The sequence below is a fragment of the Klebsiella grimontii genome (assembly GCF_900200035.1).
Taxonomy (GTDB): domain Bacteria; phylum Pseudomonadota; class Gammaproteobacteria; order Enterobacterales; family Enterobacteriaceae; genus Klebsiella; species Klebsiella grimontii.
Genome location: NZ_FZTC01000017.1, coordinates 315,221 through 332,504 on the forward strand (window position 1 = coordinate 315,221; position 17,284 = coordinate 332,504).

Genomic DNA, 17,284 nt, shown 5'->3' on the forward strand with positions numbered 1-17,284 from the left:
GCCGGGCTGGCTGCGGTAAGGCGGTTTATTCTGCCGATTGCAGCGGTTGGTAGCCTGTTTGCACAAACTGTGCACCATTATGCAACGCGCTGCGCCAAAAAAGGGCGCTTATTACCGATAAATTTCGTCAAGGATCACAATTACAGAATTATATCTTACCTCTGCATAACCTTTCTTTTTATTCGACTGCCAAAGCCGCTTTTAGCGTTTTTATTCACTTTCTATGCATTTTATGTGAATAGTGGGATTTCGTAACTTATTGATATTTCGTTATCGACCTCGATTTATGCATTTTTACCTCTGGCTGGCACGAACCGTGCAATCTACATTTACAGCGTAATAACCATATTCATTAACATTATTTAAACTTTTTATTTACCGGAAGAGGTCGATATGTCTCAGTCAATTACGCGTAGCAACTTTGATGAATGGATGATGCCTGTATACGCGCCAGCGGCTTTTATTCCGGTACGCGGCGAGGGTTCACGCCTGTGGGATCAGCAGGGAAAAGAGTATATCGACTTTGCGGGGGGCATAGCGGTGAACGCCCTCGGCCATGCGCACCCGCGGCTGGTTAAGGCGCTGACCGAACAGGCGGGGAAATTCTGGCATACCGGCAACGGCTACACCAACGAACCGGTACTGCGTCTGGCGAAGCAACTGATTGACGCCACTTTCGCTGACCGGGTCTTTTTCTGTAACTCGGGAGCGGAAGCCAACGAAGCGGCGCTAAAACTGGCGCGCAAATATGCCCACGATCGTTTCGGCAGTGAAAAAAGCGGCATCGTGGCGTTCAAGAATGCCTTCCACGGCCGCACGCTGTTTACCGTTTCCGCGGGCGGCCAACCGGCCTATTCGCAGGATTTTGCGCCGCTGCCGCCGCAGATTCAGCATGCTATCTATAACGATCTCGACTCGGCAAAAGCGCTGATCGACGACAATACCTGCGCGGTGATCGTGGAACCGATGCAGGGTGAAGGCGGCGTGGTGCCTGCGGATGCGGACTTCCTGCGCGGCCTGCGCGAACTGTGCGATGCGCACAACGCGCTGCTGATTTTCGACGAAGTCCAGACCGGCGTCGGCCGTACCGGCGAGCTGTACGCCTATATGCACTACGGCGTGACGCCAGACCTGCTTTCCACCGCCAAAGCGCTGGGCGGCGGTTTCCCGATCGGCGCGCTGCTGGCAAGCGAGCGCTGCGCCAGCGTGATGACCGTCGGCACTCACGGCACTACCTACGGCGGTAACCCGCTGGCCTGCGCAGTCGCAGGGGAAGTATTTTCCGTCGTCAATACCCACGAGGTTCTCAACGGCGTTAAGCAACGCCATCAGTGGTTCAGCGAACGACTCAACGCGATCAACGCCCGGTACGGCCTATTTAAAGAGATCCGCGGCCTGGGGCTGCTCATTGGCTGCGTGCTGAAGGATGAATATGCTGGCAAGGCTAAGGCTATCAGCAATCAGGCGGCGGAAGAGGGACTGATGATTTTGATTGCCGGCGCCAACGTGGTGCGCTTCGCTCCGGCGCTGATTATCAGCGAAGACGAGGTCAACAGCGGGCTGGATCGCTTCGAGCTGGCCTGCAAACGCTTTCTCGCGGGGGTCTCATCATGATGGTGATCCGTCCGGTAGAAAAAGGCGATCTGCCGGGGCTACTGACCCTAGCGGGCGAGACCGGCGGCGGCCTGACGTCGCTGCCGGCCGATGAAGCCACGCTGGCCGCGCGCATTGAACGTTCGCAGATGACCTGGCGCGGCGAGCTGCCGAAAAGCGAGCAGGGGTATGTGTTCGTGCTTGAAGACTGCGCCAGCGGCGCGGTGGCGGGAATTTGCGCCATTGAGGTGGCCGTGGGGCTTAACGACCCCTGGTACAACTATCGCGTCGGTACCCAGGTACACGCGTCGAAAGAGCTTAACGTCTACAACGCCCTGCCGACGCTGTTCCTGAGTAACGATCATACCGGCAGCAGCGAGCTATGCACGCTGTTCCTCGATCCGAAATGGCGTAAAGAGGGCAACGGCTATCTGCTGTCGAAGTCGCGCTTTCTGTTTATGGCCGCCTTTCGCGAACGTTTCAACGAAAAGGTGGTGGCGGAAATGCGCGGCGTCATTGACGAACACGGCTACTCGCCGTTCTGGGAGAGTCTCGGGAAACGCTTTTTCGCGATGGAGTTCTCCCGCGCCGACTATCTGTGCGGTACCGGGCAAAAAGCGTTTATCGCCGCCCTGATGCCGAAGCATCCGCTGTATATCGACTTTTTAAGCGACGAGGCGCGAGCGGTCATTGGCGAGGTCCATCCGCAAACCGCCCCGGCCCGCGCGGTGCTGGAGAAAGAGGGGTTCCGCTATCTCAACTACATCGATATTTTTGACGGCGGCCCGACGCTGGAGTGCGAAATTGACCGGGTGCGGGCTATTCGCAAAAGCCGGCTGGTCACCGTCGCCGAAGGCCAGCCCGTCCAGGGCGAGTGGCCGGCGTGCCTGGTTGCCAATGAGCAGTACCAGCAGTTTCGCGCCATGCTCGTTCACGCCGACCCGGAGAGCGACCGCCTGGTGCTAAGCGCGCGCGAGCTGGATGCCCTGAAATGCCACCCCGGCGACCAAATCCGCCTGGTGCGCCTGTGCCCCGAGGAGAAAAAATCATGAGTTTATGGATTAACGGCGACTGGCAAAGCGGTCGCGGACCGGCCCGTAGTAAACATAACCCGGTAAGCCAGACGCTGCTGTGGCAGGGCAACGATGCCGATGCCGATCAGGTTGCGCTGGCGGTCAGCGCGGCGCGCGCGGCGTTTCCCGCCTGGGCGCGTCAGCCGTTTGCCGCCCGGAAAGCGATCGCGGAAAAGTTTGCTTCTTTACTGGAAGCGAACAAAAGCGAATTAACCGCGGTTATCGCCCGGGAGACCGGCAAACCGCGCTGGGAAGCGGCAACGGAAATTACCGCGATGATCAATAAAATCGCCATTTCGGTGAACGCTTACCATAGCCGTACCGGAGAAGCGCAGACCGCGATGGCGGACGGTGAGGCGACGCTACGCCACCGGCCGCACGGCGTGCTGGCGGTATTTGGTCCCTACAATTTTCCCGGGCACCTGCCTAACGGTCATATCGTTCCGGCGCTGCTGGCGGGGAATACCGTGGTATTCAAACCCAGCGAGCTGACGCCGCAAAGCGGCGAGGCGGTAGTGAAGCTATGGGCCGAAGCCGGCCTGCCGCCGGGCGTGCTTAACCTGCTCCAGGGCGGGCGGGAAACCGGCGAGGCGCTGAGCGGCCAGGCGGATATCGACGGCCTGCTGTTTACCGGCAGCTCTGCCACCGGTTTTCAGCTACATCGTCAGCTTGCCGGGCAGCCGGAAAAAATTCTCGCCCTCGAGATGGGCGGCAACAACCCGCTGATCGTTGATGATCCTCAGGATATTGATGCCGCCGTGCATCTGACAATTCAGTCGGCCTTTATTACCGCCGGACAGCGCTGTACCTGCGCGCGCCGGCTGCTGGTAAAACGGGGCGAGGCGGGCGATGCCTTTCTTCAACGTCTTGTGACGGTGTCACAAACGCTGATTCCCGCGGCGTGGGACGCTGAGCCTCAGCCGTTCATCGGTGGGTTAATTTCAGCGCAGGCCGCGCAAAAGGTGCATCAGGCCTGGCTGGCCCACGTGGCCAGCGGCGGCAAAACGCTGCTGGAGCCGCGCCTGCTGCAGGCCGGAACCTCGCTGCTGACGCCGGGCATTATCGAGATGAGCGCGGTGGCGCAGGTGGCTGACGAAGAGGTCTTCGGCCCGCTGCTCTGCGTCTGGCGCTATGACCATTTCGATGAGGCGATTGCCCTCGCTAACGCGACCCGTTTCGGGCTGTCCTGCGGGCTGATCTCCGCCGAACGCGATAAGTTCGACCAGCTGCTGCTGGAGGCGCGGGCCGGTATCGTTAACTGGAATAAACCGTTGACCGGCGCCGCCAGCACCGCGCCGTTCGGCGGTACCGGCGCTTCCGGCAACCATCGCCCGGGGGCCTGGTACGCCGCGGACTATTGCGCCTGGCCGATGGCCAGCCTGGAATCGCCGGAGCTGTCGCTACCGGCTACCCTCAGCCCGGGGCTGAATTTTCGTCAGGAGACATCCCAATGAAAGCCTGGGAAGTGAACTTTGACGGGCTGCCGGGCCTGACCCACCACTATGCGGGATTATCCTTCGGCAACGAAGCCTCGACAAAACACCGCTATCGGGTGTCGAACCCGCAGCTGGCGGCAAAGCAGGGGCTGAAGAAAATGAAAGCCCTGGCGGATGCGGGCTATCCGCAGGCGCTGATCCCGCCGCAGGAGCGGCCAAACATTCCGCTGTTGCGCCAGATTGGTTTTGACGGCAGCGATGAGCAGGTACTGGAAAAGGCGGCGCGCCAGGCGCCGGAGCTCCTCTCGGCGGCCAGTTCAGCCTCATCAATGTGGGTGGCCAACGCCGCTACAGTCTCGCCATCGGCGGATTCGCTGGACGGCCGGGTGCATCTGACCGTCGCCAACCTGAACGATAAATTCCACCGCGCCAGCGAAGCGCCGACCACTGAAGCGCTGCTGAAGGCGATTTTCCCCGATGCGCAGCGGTTTGCCGTCCACGGCGCGCTGCCCCAGGTATCGCTGTTCGGCGACGAAGGGGCGGCAAACCATAACCGTCTCGGCGGCGACTACGGCGCCCCTGGCGTGCAGCTGTTTATTTACGGTCGCCAGCAGGGAGGCGAGGATAACCCGCAGCGCTACCCGGCGCGGCAGACGCTGGAGGCCAGCCAGGCGGTCGCCCGGCTAAATCAGGTCAATCCCCGGCAGGTGATTTTCGCCCGTCAAAACCCGGCGGTGATTGATAAAGGCGTGTTTCATAACGATGTCATTGCGGTAAGTAATCAGCAGGTGCTGTTTTGTCACGAGCAGGCGTTTGTTGACCAGCCGCAGCTCCTGCAGCAGCTGGCGCAGCAGGTTCCCGGATTTACGCCGCTCGTCGTACCGGCAAGCCAGGTTTCGGTAGAAGACGCGGTGGCGACCTATCTGTTCAACAGTCAGCTGTTGAGCAAACGGGAGGGCGGGATGCGGCTGATTCTGCCGCTGGAGGCGCAGGAGCATCCGGGCGTCTGGCGCTACCTGAACCGGCTGGTGGAAGGCGATAACCCGATCGATGAGCTGCAGGTTTACGATCTGCGCGAAAGCATGGCCAACGGCGGCGGACCGGCCTGCCTGCGTCTGCGGGTGGTGCTGACTGAGGACGAGCGACAGGCGGTGAATCCGGCGGGAATGATGAACGATGCGCTGTTCGCCACCCTGAATGACTGGGTGGGCCGCTACTACCGCGATCGCCTGACCCAGGCCGATCTCGCGGATCCGCAGCTGCTGCGCGAAGGCCGCGAAGCGCTCGACCGTTTAACGCAGATCTTGCGCCTGGGCTCAGTGTATCCGTTCCAGCAATAATAAGGAGGCGTCGTGGACGACTTTCTGGCACTCACTCTGGCGGGGCGTTTGCCCCACCATTTTCATGGCCAAACCGCGCAGTTCCGCTGGCACTGGATTGACTGCGGCATTCTGCAGCTCGTTCCCCATGAGCCCTGCGATCGGTCGCTGGTTTTGTCATCCGGGCTTCACGGCAATGAAACCGCGCCGGTCGAAATCACCGATCTCCTGCTGCGTCAGCTGTTTCGTGGGGAAACGCCGCTCCGCTGGCGGCTGCTGGTTATCTTCGGTAACCCTCAGGCGTTAAGGGCCAACAAGCGTTATCTGCATAGCGATATCAACCGGATGTTTGGCGAGCGCTGGCGGGCCTTTAGCGCCAGCGATGAAACCGTTCGCGCCCGGCAGATGGAGCATGCCCTGGCGCGGTTTTATGCCGCGACGGCTGGCGAGCGCTGGCACCTGGATTTACATACCGCCATACGCGGTTCGCTGCATACCCGCTTTGGTGTTCTTCCGGCGAGAGAAAAACCATGGGATGAAGGTTTTTTGCGTTGGCTGGGGGCGGCAGGGCTGGAAGCGCTGGTGTTTCATCAGCAGCCTGGCGGGACCTTTACCCATTTCAGCAGCGAACGTTTCGGCGCGCTCTCCTGCACGCTGGAGCTCGGCAAGGCGCTACCTTTTGGCGATAACGATCTGCGCCTGTTTGTGGCCACCCAACGCGCGCTGTTGCTGCTGCTGGCGGGGGAGTTGACGCTGGAGGATGAGCACACGCCGCTGCGCTACAGGGTGGTACAGCAAATCACCCGCAGCAGCGACAGGTTCCAGCTGCATATGTCGGCGCAGACGCTGAACTTTACGCCGTTTTCGTCCGGAACGTTGCTTGCCGAGGATGGCGACACCCGCTACGTGGTGGAAGGGGAGCAAGAGTACGTTTTGTTTCCCAATCCCAGCGTCGCTTTCGGCCAGCGCGCCGGGCTGATGCTGCAGCGCTTCCAGTGAATCCGTCGCCCGTCCGGGCGGCGGCGTTTATTTCGGCGTTTATTTTTCCGCTGCCATCTTATTTTTTCGTGCTCTGTTCTTTGATTGCAGATTATTCCTGGTTAAATGCTTTGTTTTTAATCTCTGCTGATTTATAATCTTCATAATTTCCCGCTAAAACAGTTGCTTATTTATTTTTCCTTGCATTTATCTTCTCATTTTCCTTATTTTCTCCATAATTGGCGAGAAATTGTTTTTTACACTTTCAATGTTTTACGCTTGCTCTGATTAATTGACGATAAACGTCGTAAAGTTAATCTCGTCAACACGGCAACGCGCCGTAAGAATAACGCAAAGTAAGGATTGAACGATGAAGAAGATTACAGCACTGTTTGTTGCCTCTACTCTGGCTCTGGGCGCGGCTAACCTGGCCCACGCGGCTGACGCTACGGCTACCCCAACCGATAACGCTCCGATGATGCATCATAAGCGCGGACCTGGCGGCCCACACGAAATGATGTTTAAAGGTCTGAACCTGACCGAGGCGCAGAAAACGCAAATCCGCGACATCATGAAGAGCCAGCGCGACAATATGAAACGTCCATCCCTGGATGAGCGCCGCGCGATGCATGAACTGGTAGCCAGCGATACCTTCGATAAGGCGAAAGCGGAAGCGCAGATTGATAAGATGGAGGCCCAGCATAAAGAGATGGCGCTGGCGCGTCTGGAAACCCAGAACAAGATTTACAACATCCTGACGCCGGAACAGAAAAAACAGTTCAATGCGAATTTTGAGAAGCATCTGACAGATCGTAAAGCGCCGGAAGGTAAAATGCCTGCACCAGCTGAATAACTCAGCGCGCTGACTTAAGACCGCCGGTCTTGCCCAATAACGCCAACAGGCTTTGGGCAGGGCCGGCGGTTTTTTCTTTGTCTGCTAAAAATCCATCGTGAAACCTGATTTACCCGGCAGGGGCGAATGTGCCAGTATGAATGCCTTAACGATCGCCACGGACTCAAGTGTCCTGGTGTAAAGCCTATTCTGCTCATGGATCTTGCATATGGAAATGTATATCGGCCTCGCCGTCCTCGTTGTCGTCCTCATCTGGGTCGTAATGACCTATAACCGCTTTATCTCCCTGCGACGTTTCAAAGACGAAGCCTGGAGCGGCATTGCCGTACAGCTTAAGCGTCGCCACGACCTGGCGCCGAATCTGCTGAGCCTGGTGAAACGCTACGCGCAGCATGAAAAAGAACTGCTGGAAGAGATTTCCCGCCAGCGTGGCGAACTGGTCGGCAGTACCCGACAGATCGCCGACAACGAGCGCCAGTACTCTGGCACGCTAGGGCGCGTTTTCGCGCTTGGCGAAGCGTACCCGGAACTTAAAGCCAGCGAAAACTACCTTGCCTTACAACAATCGCTCAATGAAATAGAAGAGCAGCTGCAGATGGCTCGCCGCTACTTCAACGGCACGGTGCGCGATTTCAATATTCTGGTCGAATCTTTCCCTAGCCTGCTGCTGGCGCGGTTATTTAATTTTAAAGCAGAAGCCTTCTTTGAACTGGACTCACCGGAAGAAGCTAAATCACCACGGATGGCGTGATTAAATGGCGAATTTACTTTTTCAGGGGGGGCGCACCCTCGTCCTGCTGCTGCTTTTGAACATCAGTGCGGCTTTTGCCGCCGACGACATGATCATCATCAAGGATGCCTCCCAGCTTCCCGCTGACGCTATTCCAGCGTATGAACATATCCTCTCTTTCGATGCCCGGGCGCGCTTTAACCCGGACGGTAGTATGGAGATGCGAGAAAATATCAAAGTACTTTCTCTGGGCAGGCAGATTCGGCGGGGGATTTTCCGTACGCTGCCGCTGACCTGGAACCGTCAGGACGGCAAGATCTTTCGCGTGTATTACGCGATCGAGTCGGTGTCGCGCGATGGCGTGCCTGAGCCTTTTAGCCTTGACGAAGCAGAAAAAAAACTGACGGTACGCATTGGCAGCGGCGAACGGGTCCTGAAACCCGGGATCTATAACTACGAAATTCGCTATCAAATCAGCAACCATTTCAGCCGCTTCCCCGAGTGGGATGAGCTTTACTGGAACGTGACGGGCAACGACTGGGCGTGGCCTATCAGCAAGGCCAGCTTTCATCTTGAACTCCCGGACGCCGTTGGAAATCTCAACGCTGACGCTAAGGACGCCAGACTGCGATCGCTTGATGTTTATACCGGTGTCGCAGGGGCGAAAGAACACAATGCGCAAGTTCTTCCTGACGGTAGCGTCCGCACCCTGCGGCCTCTGGCGCGGGGGGAGGGACTGACCGTGGTCTATACCTGGCCTCGGTCGATCCTTGCCGACGCTCCGGCGCCGGAGGCCGCTTTGCCGCTGGTGCATCTCCTTATCCCCACCTTAAAAACCGGAGTGGTCTGGCTACCCTTGCTGCTTATGGCCGCTTATTACCTGATGTGGTGGCGAAAAAACGTCACCAAAGCCGGGCTAAAAATGCCGCCGGTCGTTGCGCTTTATTCGCTGCCCCCCGGCATGTCTCCGGGATACCTGCGTTTTATCACCCGGCGTAAATATGATGATGTGGCTTTTAGTAGCGATTTATTAGCGCTGGTGGCTAAACGCGGAATGGCGGTCAGCGGGGACAGTCATCACACTCATAACCCGTGGCTTGCTGACTCCGGCGTAAAACAGCGGTTAACCCGTTTGCCCGTTGAGGGAAACAGGCGATTAAACAGTGATGACCTGAAGCTGTTAAGCACGCTTTTTAAAGATAAACAAAAGAATATCGATCTCAGCAAGGCCCATCAACGCCCCATGCAAAACGCGCGTGAACAGCTGGAGAAACGTTGTGTGGCGCAGCGGACTAAGGTGTTTCGCAAGTGGGGGCAGCCGCTGCGGCGCTGCATCTATATCGCACTGCTGGTGCCGGTGGTCTGCGGCATTTGGGTTAATACGCAGGCCGCGCTGCTGACGATACCGGCCGCGGTTTTTATGCTGATTGGCGGAGCGATGCTCACCTGTTTGCTGCGCTTTATATGCCGCCCGGGGGAAATGTGGCGTGCCTGGGGGCCGGTACCGCTCTTTTTATTGGCGTTCTTCGGCCCCTTCGCGACGCTGGGTGGCGGGATTTTTCTCTTTGGTATACTGCCCATCACCCAGCTTCCGTCAGGATACATTGGCGCGCTTATGGCTGCGTTCGCGCTGTGCGTTTTCGTTGCCTGGAAAACGCCTCGCTATACGCAGCACGGGCTTGATGAACTGGCTATCGCGAAAGGATTGATGCTCTATCTGGGCACCGCCGAAAAGCATCGTTATCAGATTATCTATCCGCCTGAGCAGATGATTTCCCATTTTGAAGCGCTGCTGCCGGTTGCCCTGGCGCTGGACGTAGGGAAAACATGGGCAAATACCTTTGCCCACTACCTGAGTAGTACAGGCGCCATGTCGCATGCGTTTGCCGCCGCCGACTGGGGAAGCGTCGAACACTTCAGCGAAGCCTGCCGAACCGCCTCTATGTCAACGCCGGATAGCGGTTCAGGGAGCGGTTCATCATCAGGTTCAGGTTATAGCGGATCCGGTTCCTCTGGAGGTGGTTCATCCGGAGGCGGCTCGGGCGGGGGCGGCGGGGGCGGCTGGTAATTGCCCCGATAGCGAATCGGGGCTTACATTCGCTTCACAGGGGATGGAGCTTATAGCGGCCGCTGAGCAGCGGCTTGCACAATATTTTATAACCGTCATGGTCAAATTTGGCCGACAGGCGCGTGAGCGATGATGCCTGTGACAGGGACGCTACCGCGCCGAGCCACAGCCAGTTTTGAATAATGTGGTATTGCGTCATATCATCGCTGCTCTCTTCCAGCGCGATCGCTCCGGCCCACGGCCAGCACACCAGCTGCATCTTTTGCATGTTCTCGCGCAGCCGCTGATGGTGCGTTTCAACGCTCTCTTTCCCGCAGCAGGCCCCCGCGCAGCGGCCCAGAGCGGAGCGAAAGCAGGCGCGCCCGCGGTTGAGCGGTTCAAGGCCCATTAATCCGTAACAAAGGCGATGCTCATCGGCGATTTTTTGCAGCGCCTGCAGCGCCGCGCGGCGATTTGCAAACAGGCCATAGAGATCGCTTTGCTGTGAGAAATCCAGCTCGCTGGCGTAAACCACCTGAGGACGGTCGTCAGCAAGGCGTAATGAGCACAGCTGCCTGTTTTGCCGCAGTCGTTTATTGAATAGCGGCTGCTGTTCTTTAATCAGCTGCGCTTCTAATAACAGCGCGCCGAGTTCGCCAGCCGTCCGCTGCCAGGTAATACGCCGCGCCTGGCGCAGCATGGCCGCTTCGTCGGGCGTGCGCAGATGCGACAGCACCCGGCTGCGGATGTTCACGCTTTTACCAATATACAGCGGCAGGGTGTCGCTTTCGCCGTGGAAGAGATAGACGCCCGGCTGTTTAGGCAGCGCCTCAAGCCACGGACGCAGATGTTCGGGATACGCATAAATTGCCGCCGCTTCAAATTCGAGACGCGGGGCGGATTGCCTTCTTGCCACTTTTGCTCCTGATGCTGTTTATTTATCCAGTATAGCAGCCGGAGGGAGAGGCGAAAAGGATAAAAAATCGCCCCGAGGCGTCGGGGCGAGGGGAGAGGGGGATTACTTTTTCCAGAAGTCGTCGAAGACGGTAATCGGCGGTCTGCGTTTATGTTCGGTTTTCAGATACCAGCCCTCAATCGTTTTCGCGATTTTCTCGTCCAGCGTTTTACCTTCCAGATAGTCATCGATATTTTCGTAGGTCACGCCCAGCGCCACTTCGTCGGGCAGTGAAGGGCGGTCGTCCTCCAGATCGGCGGTCGGCAGCTTTTTATACAGATGCTCCGGACAGCCTAAATGGGCCAGCAGCTGTTTGCCCTGGCGTTTGTTGAGGCGAAAGATGGGGTTAATATCGGTACCGCCGTCGCCGTATTTGGTGAAGAACCCGGTGATCGCTTCCGCCGCATGGTCGGTGCCTACCACTACGCCGTGGGTCATTCCGGCGATGCTGTACTGCGCCTTCATGCGTTCGCGGGCTTTTTCATTACCGCGAACAAAGTCGCTAAGTTCGATCCCGGCCTCGCGCAGCGCCTGCTCGCTGGCCAGCACGGCGCCCTTAATATTGACCGTTAATACGCGATCCGGCTGAATAAATGCGATAGCGTCCTGGCAGTCCTGTTCATCCGCCTGCACGCCGTACGGGAGGCGCACGGCAATAAACTGCAGGCTGCTGTCGCCGGTTTCGGCGCGCAGTTCGTTGATGGCCAACTGACACAATTTACCGGTGAGCGTAGAGTCCTGGCCGCCGCTGATGCCGAGGACCAGCGATTTAATAAAGGGGTATTTTTGCAGGTAGGACTTCAAAAAATCTACGCTGCGGCGTATCTCGGCTTCGACATCGATCTGGGGTTTTGCGCCCAGCGCCTGAATAATCTCTTGTTGTAGCGTCATTGCGCCCTCCGGGAAGTAAATCTGTTTGCCAATCAGCAGAGGTTTAACCTACCTCTTTGCCGGTAAAACGACAAGGATCACAATTTTGAGTGAAGCAAAAGCAGGCAACCGCAACAAGAGGGGATTTATTATTGGAAAGCTCTTAATTTCGTTTCATTTCCACCTTCGGCTTGAAAAATAACGATATTTATTCCAGGCTTATTAACACGCCAAAAAAAAGAGGACGGAACATGAACAAGCATTTTGCAGGATTTCTGGGCGCAGCAGCTGTATTGACCATGCTGGCAGGCTGTACGGCCTATGACCGTACCAAAGATCAGTTCACTCAGCCGGTGGTCAAAGACGTTAAAAAAGGCATGAGCCGCGCCCAGGTTGCGCAGATTGCCGGTAAGCCTTCATCAGAAGTTACCATGATCCACGCGCGCGGTACCTGCCAGACATACATCCTGGGTCAACGCGATGGTAAAATTGAAACCTACTTTGTCGCCCTGGACGATACTGGCCACGTGATAAATTCCGGTTATCAGACCTGCGCCGAGTACGATACCGACCCGCGCAACAGTAAGTAATACCCCAGCCGTAACGCTGATTTCTACGTAAGCCCGACCATTGGTCGGGCTTTTTTGTGAACTCTGATGCTTATTTAATTGCGCGAATTATTTGAGGGAAATGTGAAGGCAGTCAAAACGCGAGGTCAATGAGAGACAATTCTGTTCAAGGAGGAATTATCCTGGCGCTGAACGATGCCGTATACTCAATGCATAAACAATACTAATTCAAAGAAACATCTCTTACCGCCTCTCAGGCATCCATGATACCGGGAGGACCGGGTCACACAAATTGAGGAAGCGTTCATGGAAAAGAAACATATCTACCTGTTCTGTTCTGCTGGGATGTCGACATCACTGCTGGTATCGAAAATGCGCGCCCAGGCCGAGAAGTATGAAGTGCCGGTGATTATTGAAGCATTTCCGGAGACCCTGGCCGGTGAAAAAGGTCCTGATGCCGATGTCGTATTATTAGGCCCACAAATTTCCTATATGTTGCCGGATATTCAGCGTTTACTACCCAATAAACCCGTAGAAGTCATTGATTCTGTTTTGTACGGTAAGATCGATGGATTAGGTGTTCTGAAAGCGGCCGTTGCGGCCATTAAGAAAGCTGCTGCACAATAATTTTTATTTTAAAACTCGACATATTTCGGATAGCAGCGGTTAAAATTTCGTGAGGGTGTGTTTTAGCTGTTTGCTGTCCGAAATACCCAGAGTTTATTTTCCCGTCAAAGAGTAATTTCATCTATCATTGCCGCAATGATTATATTGCGGCCTTAAAGGGTATTTATTATGAGTAAAGTGATTGACTCGCTTGAAAAGGTACTCCTTCCTTTTGCCGTCAAAATAGGAAGGCAGCCCCACGTCAACGCAATTAAAAACGGCTTTATTAAGCTAATGCCATTGACGCTAGCCGGGGCAATGTTTGTTTTAATTAACAACGTATTTTTGAGTTTCGGCGACGGCTCCTTCTTTTATTCAATGGGTATCCGTCTGGATGCCTCCACCATAGAAACGCTTAACGGTTTTAAAGCTATTGGCGGTAACGTTTATAACGGTACGCTCGGCATTATGTCGCTAATGGCGCCTTTCTTCATCGGTTCCGCGTTAGCTGAAGAGCGTAAAGTGGACCCGATGGCCGCCGGTTTATTGGCCGTGGCGGCATTTATGACCGTCACGCCTTATAGCGTCGGTGAAGCCTACGCCGTTGGCGCTAACTGGTTAGGCGGCGCCAATATTATTTCCGGTATTGTGATCGGTCTGGTCGTTGCCGAGATGTTCACCTTTATCGTACATCGCAATTGGGTGATTACGCTGCCGTCCAGCGTGCCGGCTTCGGTTTCCCGTTCATTCTCGGCGGTTATCCCGGCATTCATTATCCTCTCGATAATGGGGATTATCTCCTGGGCGTTGACCCACTGGGGGACTAACTTCCACCAGATCATCATGGACACGATCTCCACGCCGCTGGCCTCAATGGGCGCCGTCGTAGGCTGGGCATACGTTATTTTCACCTCGCTGCTGTGGTTCTTCGGCGTACACGGGTCGCTGGCGCTGTCGGCGCTGGATAGCGGGATCATGACGCCGTGGGCGCTGGAAAACATCGCAACCTACCAGCAGTACGGTTCCGTCGAGGCCGCGCTGGCCGCGGGTAAGAGCTTCCATATGTGGGCCAAGCCGATGCTTGATTCCTACATCTTCCTTGGTGGTACCGGCGCGACTCTGGGCTTAATCATCGCCATCTTTATCGCTTCACGTCGTGAGGATCATCGTCAGGTGGCCAAACTGGCGCTGCCGTCAGGCATCTTCCAGATTAACGAACCCATCCTGTTCGGCCTGCCGATTATTATGAACCCGGTGATGTTTATCCCGTTCATTCTGATTCAGCCTCTGCTGGCGGCTATCACCATGACGGCTTACACCCTGGGCATCATCCCGCCGATTACCAATATCGCGCCGTGGACCATGCCGACCGGTTTAGGCGCCTTCTTTAACACCAACGGTAGCGTCGCGGCCCTGCTGCTGGCCCTGTTCAACCTTGCCGTATCCACCCTGGTCTACCTGCCGTTTGTGGTGATCTCTAACAAAGCGCAGGGCGTTATTGAGCAGGAAGAGAGCGAAGAAGATATCGCTAACGCACTGAAATTCTAATATTAAGCGGTACGGGAGGTTTCCCGTACCGTCCAGGAAATAAGGGAGTCATTATGTTTGATCTGGATAACATCGCAGCAGAAGAGAGCGCGGTAAACGACCTCGAAGAGGTGGTGATGGGGCTGATTATCAACTCCGGACAAGCGCGTAGCCTGGCTTATGCCGCGCTGAAGCAGGCAAAGCAGGGAGATTTCGCGGCGGCCAAAGCGATGATGGAACAGTCACGCATGGCGTTGAGCGAAGCGCACCTTGTGCAGACGCAGCTGATTGAGAGCGATGAGGGCGAGGGCAAAATGAAGGTGAGTTTGGTGCTGGTTCATGCGCAGGATCATCTGATGACCTCAATGCTGGCTCGTGAGCTGGTTGCCGAATTGATTGAGCTGCACGAGAAGGTACAATAGGTCATCGACACGATGAGGCAGCCAAAGATGATGACCACTGAAATCAGTACCGCCCGGGAGCAACAACTCTTTAACGGCAAGAACTTTCATGTGGTCATCTACAACAAAACGGAGAGCGTAAGCGGGCTTCACCAGCATGATTACTACGAATACACCATCGTTTTAACCGGGCGCTATTATCAGGTTATTAATGGCAAGCGGGTGCTGCTGGAGCGCGGGGATTTTGTCTTTATCCCAATGGGGTCGCATCACCAGAGTTTTTATGAATTTGGCGCGACGCGCATTCTTAACGTCGGTATCAGCAAAAGTTTCTTTGAGAAACACTATCTGCCGCTGCTGCCGTTTGGTCTCGTCGCCTCTCAGGTCTATGCCGTTAAAAGTACTTTTCTCAGTTATATTGAGTCGGTTATTGCATCACTGAATTTTCGCGAAACTGAATTTGACGAATTTATCGAACTGGTGTCTTTTTACACCCTGAATCGTTTGCGGCACTATCGTGAAGAGCCTACCGAAGATGTTATTCCGCAGTGGTTGAAAAATACCGTCGAGGGTATGCACGATAAGCTTAAATTTGGCGAGGGGGCGCTGGAAAATATGGTTGAGCTTTCCGGTAAAACGCAGGAGTACTTAACCCGCGCAACCCAGCGATATTATGGCAAAACGCCGATGCAGATGATTAACGATATTCGCATCAACTTCGCGAAGAAACAGTTAGAGATAACCAACTACTCGGTGACCGATATCGCCTATGAGTCGGGGTACAGTAGCCCAAGTCTGTTTATTAAAACATTCAAGAAGCTGACTTCCTTTACCCCCAGCAGCTATCGGAAACACCTCACCAGTATTAATTAACCGGGCGCGGAATAGTCCGCGCGGTCTAAATATTCAAATTAACTGTCCGTATTTACGCGGAGAGCGGGTGCCGCATATGCGCTATCCGCAAGGGAGAAAATAATGAGCCAGAAATTGAAAGTAGTGACAATCGGCGGCGGCAGCAGCTATACCCCGGAATTACTGGAAGGATTCCTGAAGCGTTATCATGAACTGCCAATTAGCGAACTGTGGCTGGTGGATGTCGCTGAAGGGCAGGAAAAGCTCGATATTATCCACGCGCTGTGCCAGCGCATGGTGGAAAAAGCCGGCGTTCCGATGAAAGTCTACAAGACCCTGGATCGCCGCGCGGCGCTGGAAGGCGCCGATTTCGTCACCACCCAGCTGCGCGTTGGCCAGCTTAAGGCGCGCGAGAAGGACGAGCGTATCCCGCTGAGCCACGGCTATTTAGGCCAGGAAACCAACGGCGCGGGCGGATTGTTTAAAGGTCTGCGCACCATTCCGGTCATTTTTGACATTGTGAAAGATGTTCAGGAAGTCTGTCCGAACGCCTGGGTGATTAACTTTACCAACCCGGCGGGCATGGTAACCGAAGCGGTTTATCGGCATACCGGCTTTAAGCGCTTTATCGGCGTGTGCAATATTCCTATCGGCATGAAGATGTTTATCACCGACGTGCTGAAGCTGGCTCCGAGCGATGAGCTCAATATCGATCTGTTTGGTCTCAACCATCTGGTGTTTGTTCGCGATGTGCTGGTCAACGGCGTTTCACGCTTTGACGAGCTGCTTGACGGCGTAGCGTCGGGTCGATTGAGCGCAAACTCGGTGAAAAATATCTTTGATTTGCCGTTTAGCGAAGGGCTGCTCCGGTCGCTGCGCCTGATCCCTTGCTCCTATCTGCTCTACTACTTTAAGCCAAAAGAGATGCTGGCGATTGAAATGGGCGAGTACTACAAAGGCGGCGCGCGCGCGCAGGTAGTGCAGAAAGTTGAGAAACAGCTTTTCGAGCTCTATAAGGATCCGGATCTGAACGTGAAACCGAAAGAGCTGGAGCAGCGCGGCGGGGCCTATTACTCCGACGCCGCCTGTGAAGTGATTAACGCCATTTACAATGATAAGCAGGCCGAGCATTACGTTAACGTGCCGCATCACGGCCACGTCGATAATATCCCGGCCGACTGGGCGGTAGAGATGACCTGTACGCTGGGTCGCGATGGCGCCAAACCGACGCCGCGCATTACGCACTTCGATGAGAAGGTGCTGGGTCTGATTTACACCATTAAAGGTTTTGAAGTCGCGGCAAGCGAAGCGGCTATCAGCGGTAAACTGGACGATGTGCTGCTGGCGCTTAATCTAAGCCCGCTGATCCACTCCGATCGCGATGCTGAAAAGCTGGCGCGGGAGATGATCCTCGCGCACGAGCAGTGGCTGCCAAACTTTGCGGCGACTATCGAAAAACTGAAACAGTAACGGGA

Annotated in this window: 16 protein-coding genes; 14 read left to right on the forward strand and 2 right to left on the reverse strand. The window is 55.7% G+C overall.

The window, feature by feature from the left end:
• Positions 1–393: 393 nt before the first annotated feature.
• The 8 genes from astC to KOSB73_RS14100 all read left to right on the forward strand — a co-directional run bounded on the left by astC (position 394) and on the right by KOSB73_RS14100 (position 10,050).
• Positions 394–1,614, forward strand: coding sequence for a succinylornithine/acetylornithine transaminase (gene astC, locus KOSB73_RS14060; RefSeq protein WP_098140599.1), 1,221 nt, complete (start codon positions 394–396; stop codon positions 1,612–1,614).
• Positions 1,611–2,645, forward strand: coding sequence for an arginine N-succinyltransferase (astA, locus tag KOSB73_RS14065; protein ID WP_098140600.1), 1,035 nt, complete (start codon positions 1,611–1,613; stop codon positions 2,643–2,645). The genes astC and astA overlap by 4 nt, the downstream gene beginning before the upstream one ends.
• Positions 2,642–4,120: a succinylglutamate-semialdehyde dehydrogenase gene (gene astD, locus KOSB73_RS14070; RefSeq protein WP_049131825.1), complete on the forward strand. Its 1,479-nt coding sequence runs from the start codon at positions 2,642–2,644 to the stop codon at positions 4,118–4,120. Before astA ends, astD begins: the two co-directional genes overlap by 4 nt.
• Positions 4,117–5,442, forward strand: a complete 1,326-nt coding sequence (gene astB / locus KOSB73_RS14075; RefSeq protein WP_024359445.1) for an N-succinylarginine dihydrolase — start codon at positions 4,117–4,119, stop codon at positions 5,440–5,442. The genes astD and astB overlap by 4 nt, the downstream gene beginning before the upstream one ends.
• A 12-nt stretch (positions 5,443–5,454) precedes the next feature.
• Positions 5,455–6,420 carry a succinylglutamate desuccinylase gene (gene astE / locus KOSB73_RS14080; RefSeq protein ID WP_024359444.1) on the forward strand — a complete coding sequence of 322 codons (966 nt, stop codon included), beginning with the start codon at positions 5,455–5,457 and terminating at the stop codon, positions 6,418–6,420.
• 349 nt (positions 6,421–6,769) lie between these two features.
• The gene (gene spy, locus KOSB73_RS14090; RefSeq protein ID WP_004138219.1) at positions 6,770–7,252 is read left to right on the forward strand and encodes an ATP-independent periplasmic protein-refolding chaperone Spy; all 483 of its coding nucleotides are present in this window, start codon (positions 6,770–6,772) and stop codon (positions 7,250–7,252) included.
• Between the two features lie 208 nt (positions 7,253–7,460).
• The gene (locus tag KOSB73_RS14095) at positions 7,461–8,003 is read left to right on the forward strand and encodes a LemA family protein (RefSeq protein ID WP_004138218.1); all 543 of its coding nucleotides are present in this window, start codon (positions 7,461–7,463) and stop codon (positions 8,001–8,003) included.
• Positions 8,004–8,007: 4 nt separating this feature from the next.
• Positions 8,008–10,050, forward strand: a complete 2,043-nt coding sequence (locus KOSB73_RS14100) for a DUF2207 domain-containing protein (RefSeq protein WP_098140601.1) — start codon at positions 8,008–8,010, stop codon at positions 10,048–10,050.
• Between the two features lie 34 nt (positions 10,051–10,084).
• On the opposite strand, the gene cho is transcribed toward KOSB73_RS14100, so the two are convergent.
• Both cho and nadE read right to left on the reverse strand, forming a co-directional pair.
• A complete protein-coding gene (gene cho / locus KOSB73_RS14105) occupies positions 10,085–10,945 on the reverse strand; it encodes an excinuclease Cho (protein ID WP_004138213.1) in 861 nt (286 codons plus the stop codon).
• A 102-nt stretch (positions 10,946–11,047) separates the two neighbouring features.
• On the reverse strand, positions 11,048–11,875 hold the full coding sequence (gene nadE / locus KOSB73_RS14110) for an ammonia-dependent NAD(+) synthetase (RefSeq protein WP_024359442.1): 828 nt from the start codon (positions 11,873–11,875) through the stop codon (positions 11,048–11,050).
• Between the two features lie 230 nt (positions 11,876–12,105).
• On the opposite strand from nadE, the gene osmE reads away from it, so the two are divergent.
• The 6 genes from osmE (at position 12,106) to KOSB73_RS14140 (ending at position 17,279) form a co-directional block, all read left to right on the forward strand.
• A complete protein-coding gene (gene osmE / locus KOSB73_RS14115) occupies positions 12,106–12,444 on the forward strand; it encodes an osmotically-inducible lipoprotein OsmE (protein ID WP_004121344.1) in 339 nt (112 codons plus the stop codon).
• A 285-nt stretch (positions 12,445–12,729) separates the two neighbouring features.
• A complete protein-coding gene (gene chbB / locus KOSB73_RS14120; protein ID WP_004101340.1) occupies positions 12,730–13,050 on the forward strand; it encodes a PTS N,N'-diacetylchitobiose transporter subunit IIB in 321 nt (106 codons plus the stop codon).
• Positions 13,051–13,218: 168 nt separating this feature from the next.
• Positions 13,219–14,577 (forward strand): PTS N,N'-diacetylchitobiose transporter subunit IIC, encoded by a 1,359-nt coding sequence (chbC, locus tag KOSB73_RS14125; protein WP_004121341.1) that lies wholly within the window; start codon positions 13,219–13,221, stop codon positions 14,575–14,577.
• A gap of 53 nt (positions 14,578–14,630) precedes the next feature.
• Complete coding sequence (gene chbA / locus KOSB73_RS14130) at positions 14,631–14,978, forward strand: PTS N,N'-diacetylchitobiose transporter subunit IIA (RefSeq protein WP_004138207.1); 348 nt, start codon at positions 14,631–14,633, stop codon at positions 14,976–14,978.
• Positions 14,979–14,990: 12 nt separating this feature from the next.
• On the forward strand, positions 14,991–15,830 hold the full coding sequence (gene chbR / locus KOSB73_RS14135) for a transcriptional regulator ChbR (protein WP_029669837.1): 840 nt from the start codon (positions 14,991–14,993) through the stop codon (positions 15,828–15,830).
• Between the two features lie 102 nt (positions 15,831–15,932).
• Positions 15,933–17,279, forward strand: coding sequence for a 6-phospho-beta-glucosidase (locus KOSB73_RS14140; protein ID WP_004138202.1), 1,347 nt, complete (start codon positions 15,933–15,935; stop codon positions 17,277–17,279).
• The last annotated feature ends 5 nt before the right edge of the window (positions 17,280–17,284 follow it).

What these genes read in the sequence shown, in the direction of transcription:
- astC (WP_098140599.1), top strand. Translation starts at nt 394, where the DNA reads ATGTCTCAGTCAATTACGCGTAGCAACTTTGATGAATGGATGATGCCT.
- astA (WP_098140600.1), top strand. Translation starts at nt 1,611, where the DNA reads ATGATGGTGATCCGTCCGGTAGAAAAAGGCGATCTGCCGGGGCTACTG.
- astD (WP_049131825.1), top strand. Translation starts at nt 2,642, where the DNA reads ATGAGTTTATGGATTAACGGCGACTGGCAAAGCGGTCGCGGACCGGCC.
- astB (WP_024359445.1), top strand. Translation starts at nt 4,117, where the DNA reads ATGAAAGCCTGGGAAGTGAACTTTGACGGGCTGCCGGGCCTGACCCAC.
- spy (WP_004138219.1), top strand. Translation starts at nt 6,770, where the DNA reads ATGAAGAAGATTACAGCACTGTTTGTTGCCTCTACTCTGGCTCTGGGC.
- KOSB73_RS14095 (WP_004138218.1), top strand. Translation starts at nt 7,461, where the DNA reads ATGGAAATGTATATCGGCCTCGCCGTCCTCGTTGTCGTCCTCATCTGG.
- KOSB73_RS14100 (WP_098140601.1), top strand. Translation starts at nt 8,008, where the DNA reads ATGGCGAATTTACTTTTTCAGGGGGGGCGCACCCTCGTCCTGCTGCTG.
- nadE (WP_024359442.1), bottom strand. Translation starts at nt 11,875, where the DNA reads ATGACGCTACAACAAGAGATTATTCAGGCGCTGGGCGCAAAACCCCAG.
- osmE (WP_004121344.1), top strand. Translation starts at nt 12,106, where the DNA reads ATGAACAAGCATTTTGCAGGATTTCTGGGCGCAGCAGCTGTATTGACC.
- chbB (WP_004101340.1), top strand. Translation starts at nt 12,730, where the DNA reads ATGGAAAAGAAACATATCTACCTGTTCTGTTCTGCTGGGATGTCGACA.
- chbC (WP_004121341.1), top strand. Translation starts at nt 13,219, where the DNA reads ATGAGTAAAGTGATTGACTCGCTTGAAAAGGTACTCCTTCCTTTTGCC.
- chbA (WP_004138207.1), top strand. Translation starts at nt 14,631, where the DNA reads ATGTTTGATCTGGATAACATCGCAGCAGAAGAGAGCGCGGTAAACGAC.
- chbR (WP_029669837.1), top strand. Translation starts at nt 14,991, where the DNA reads ATGAGGCAGCCAAAGATGATGACCACTGAAATCAGTACCGCCCGGGAG.
- KOSB73_RS14140 (WP_004138202.1), top strand. Translation starts at nt 15,933, where the DNA reads ATGAGCCAGAAATTGAAAGTAGTGACAATCGGCGGCGGCAGCAGCTAT.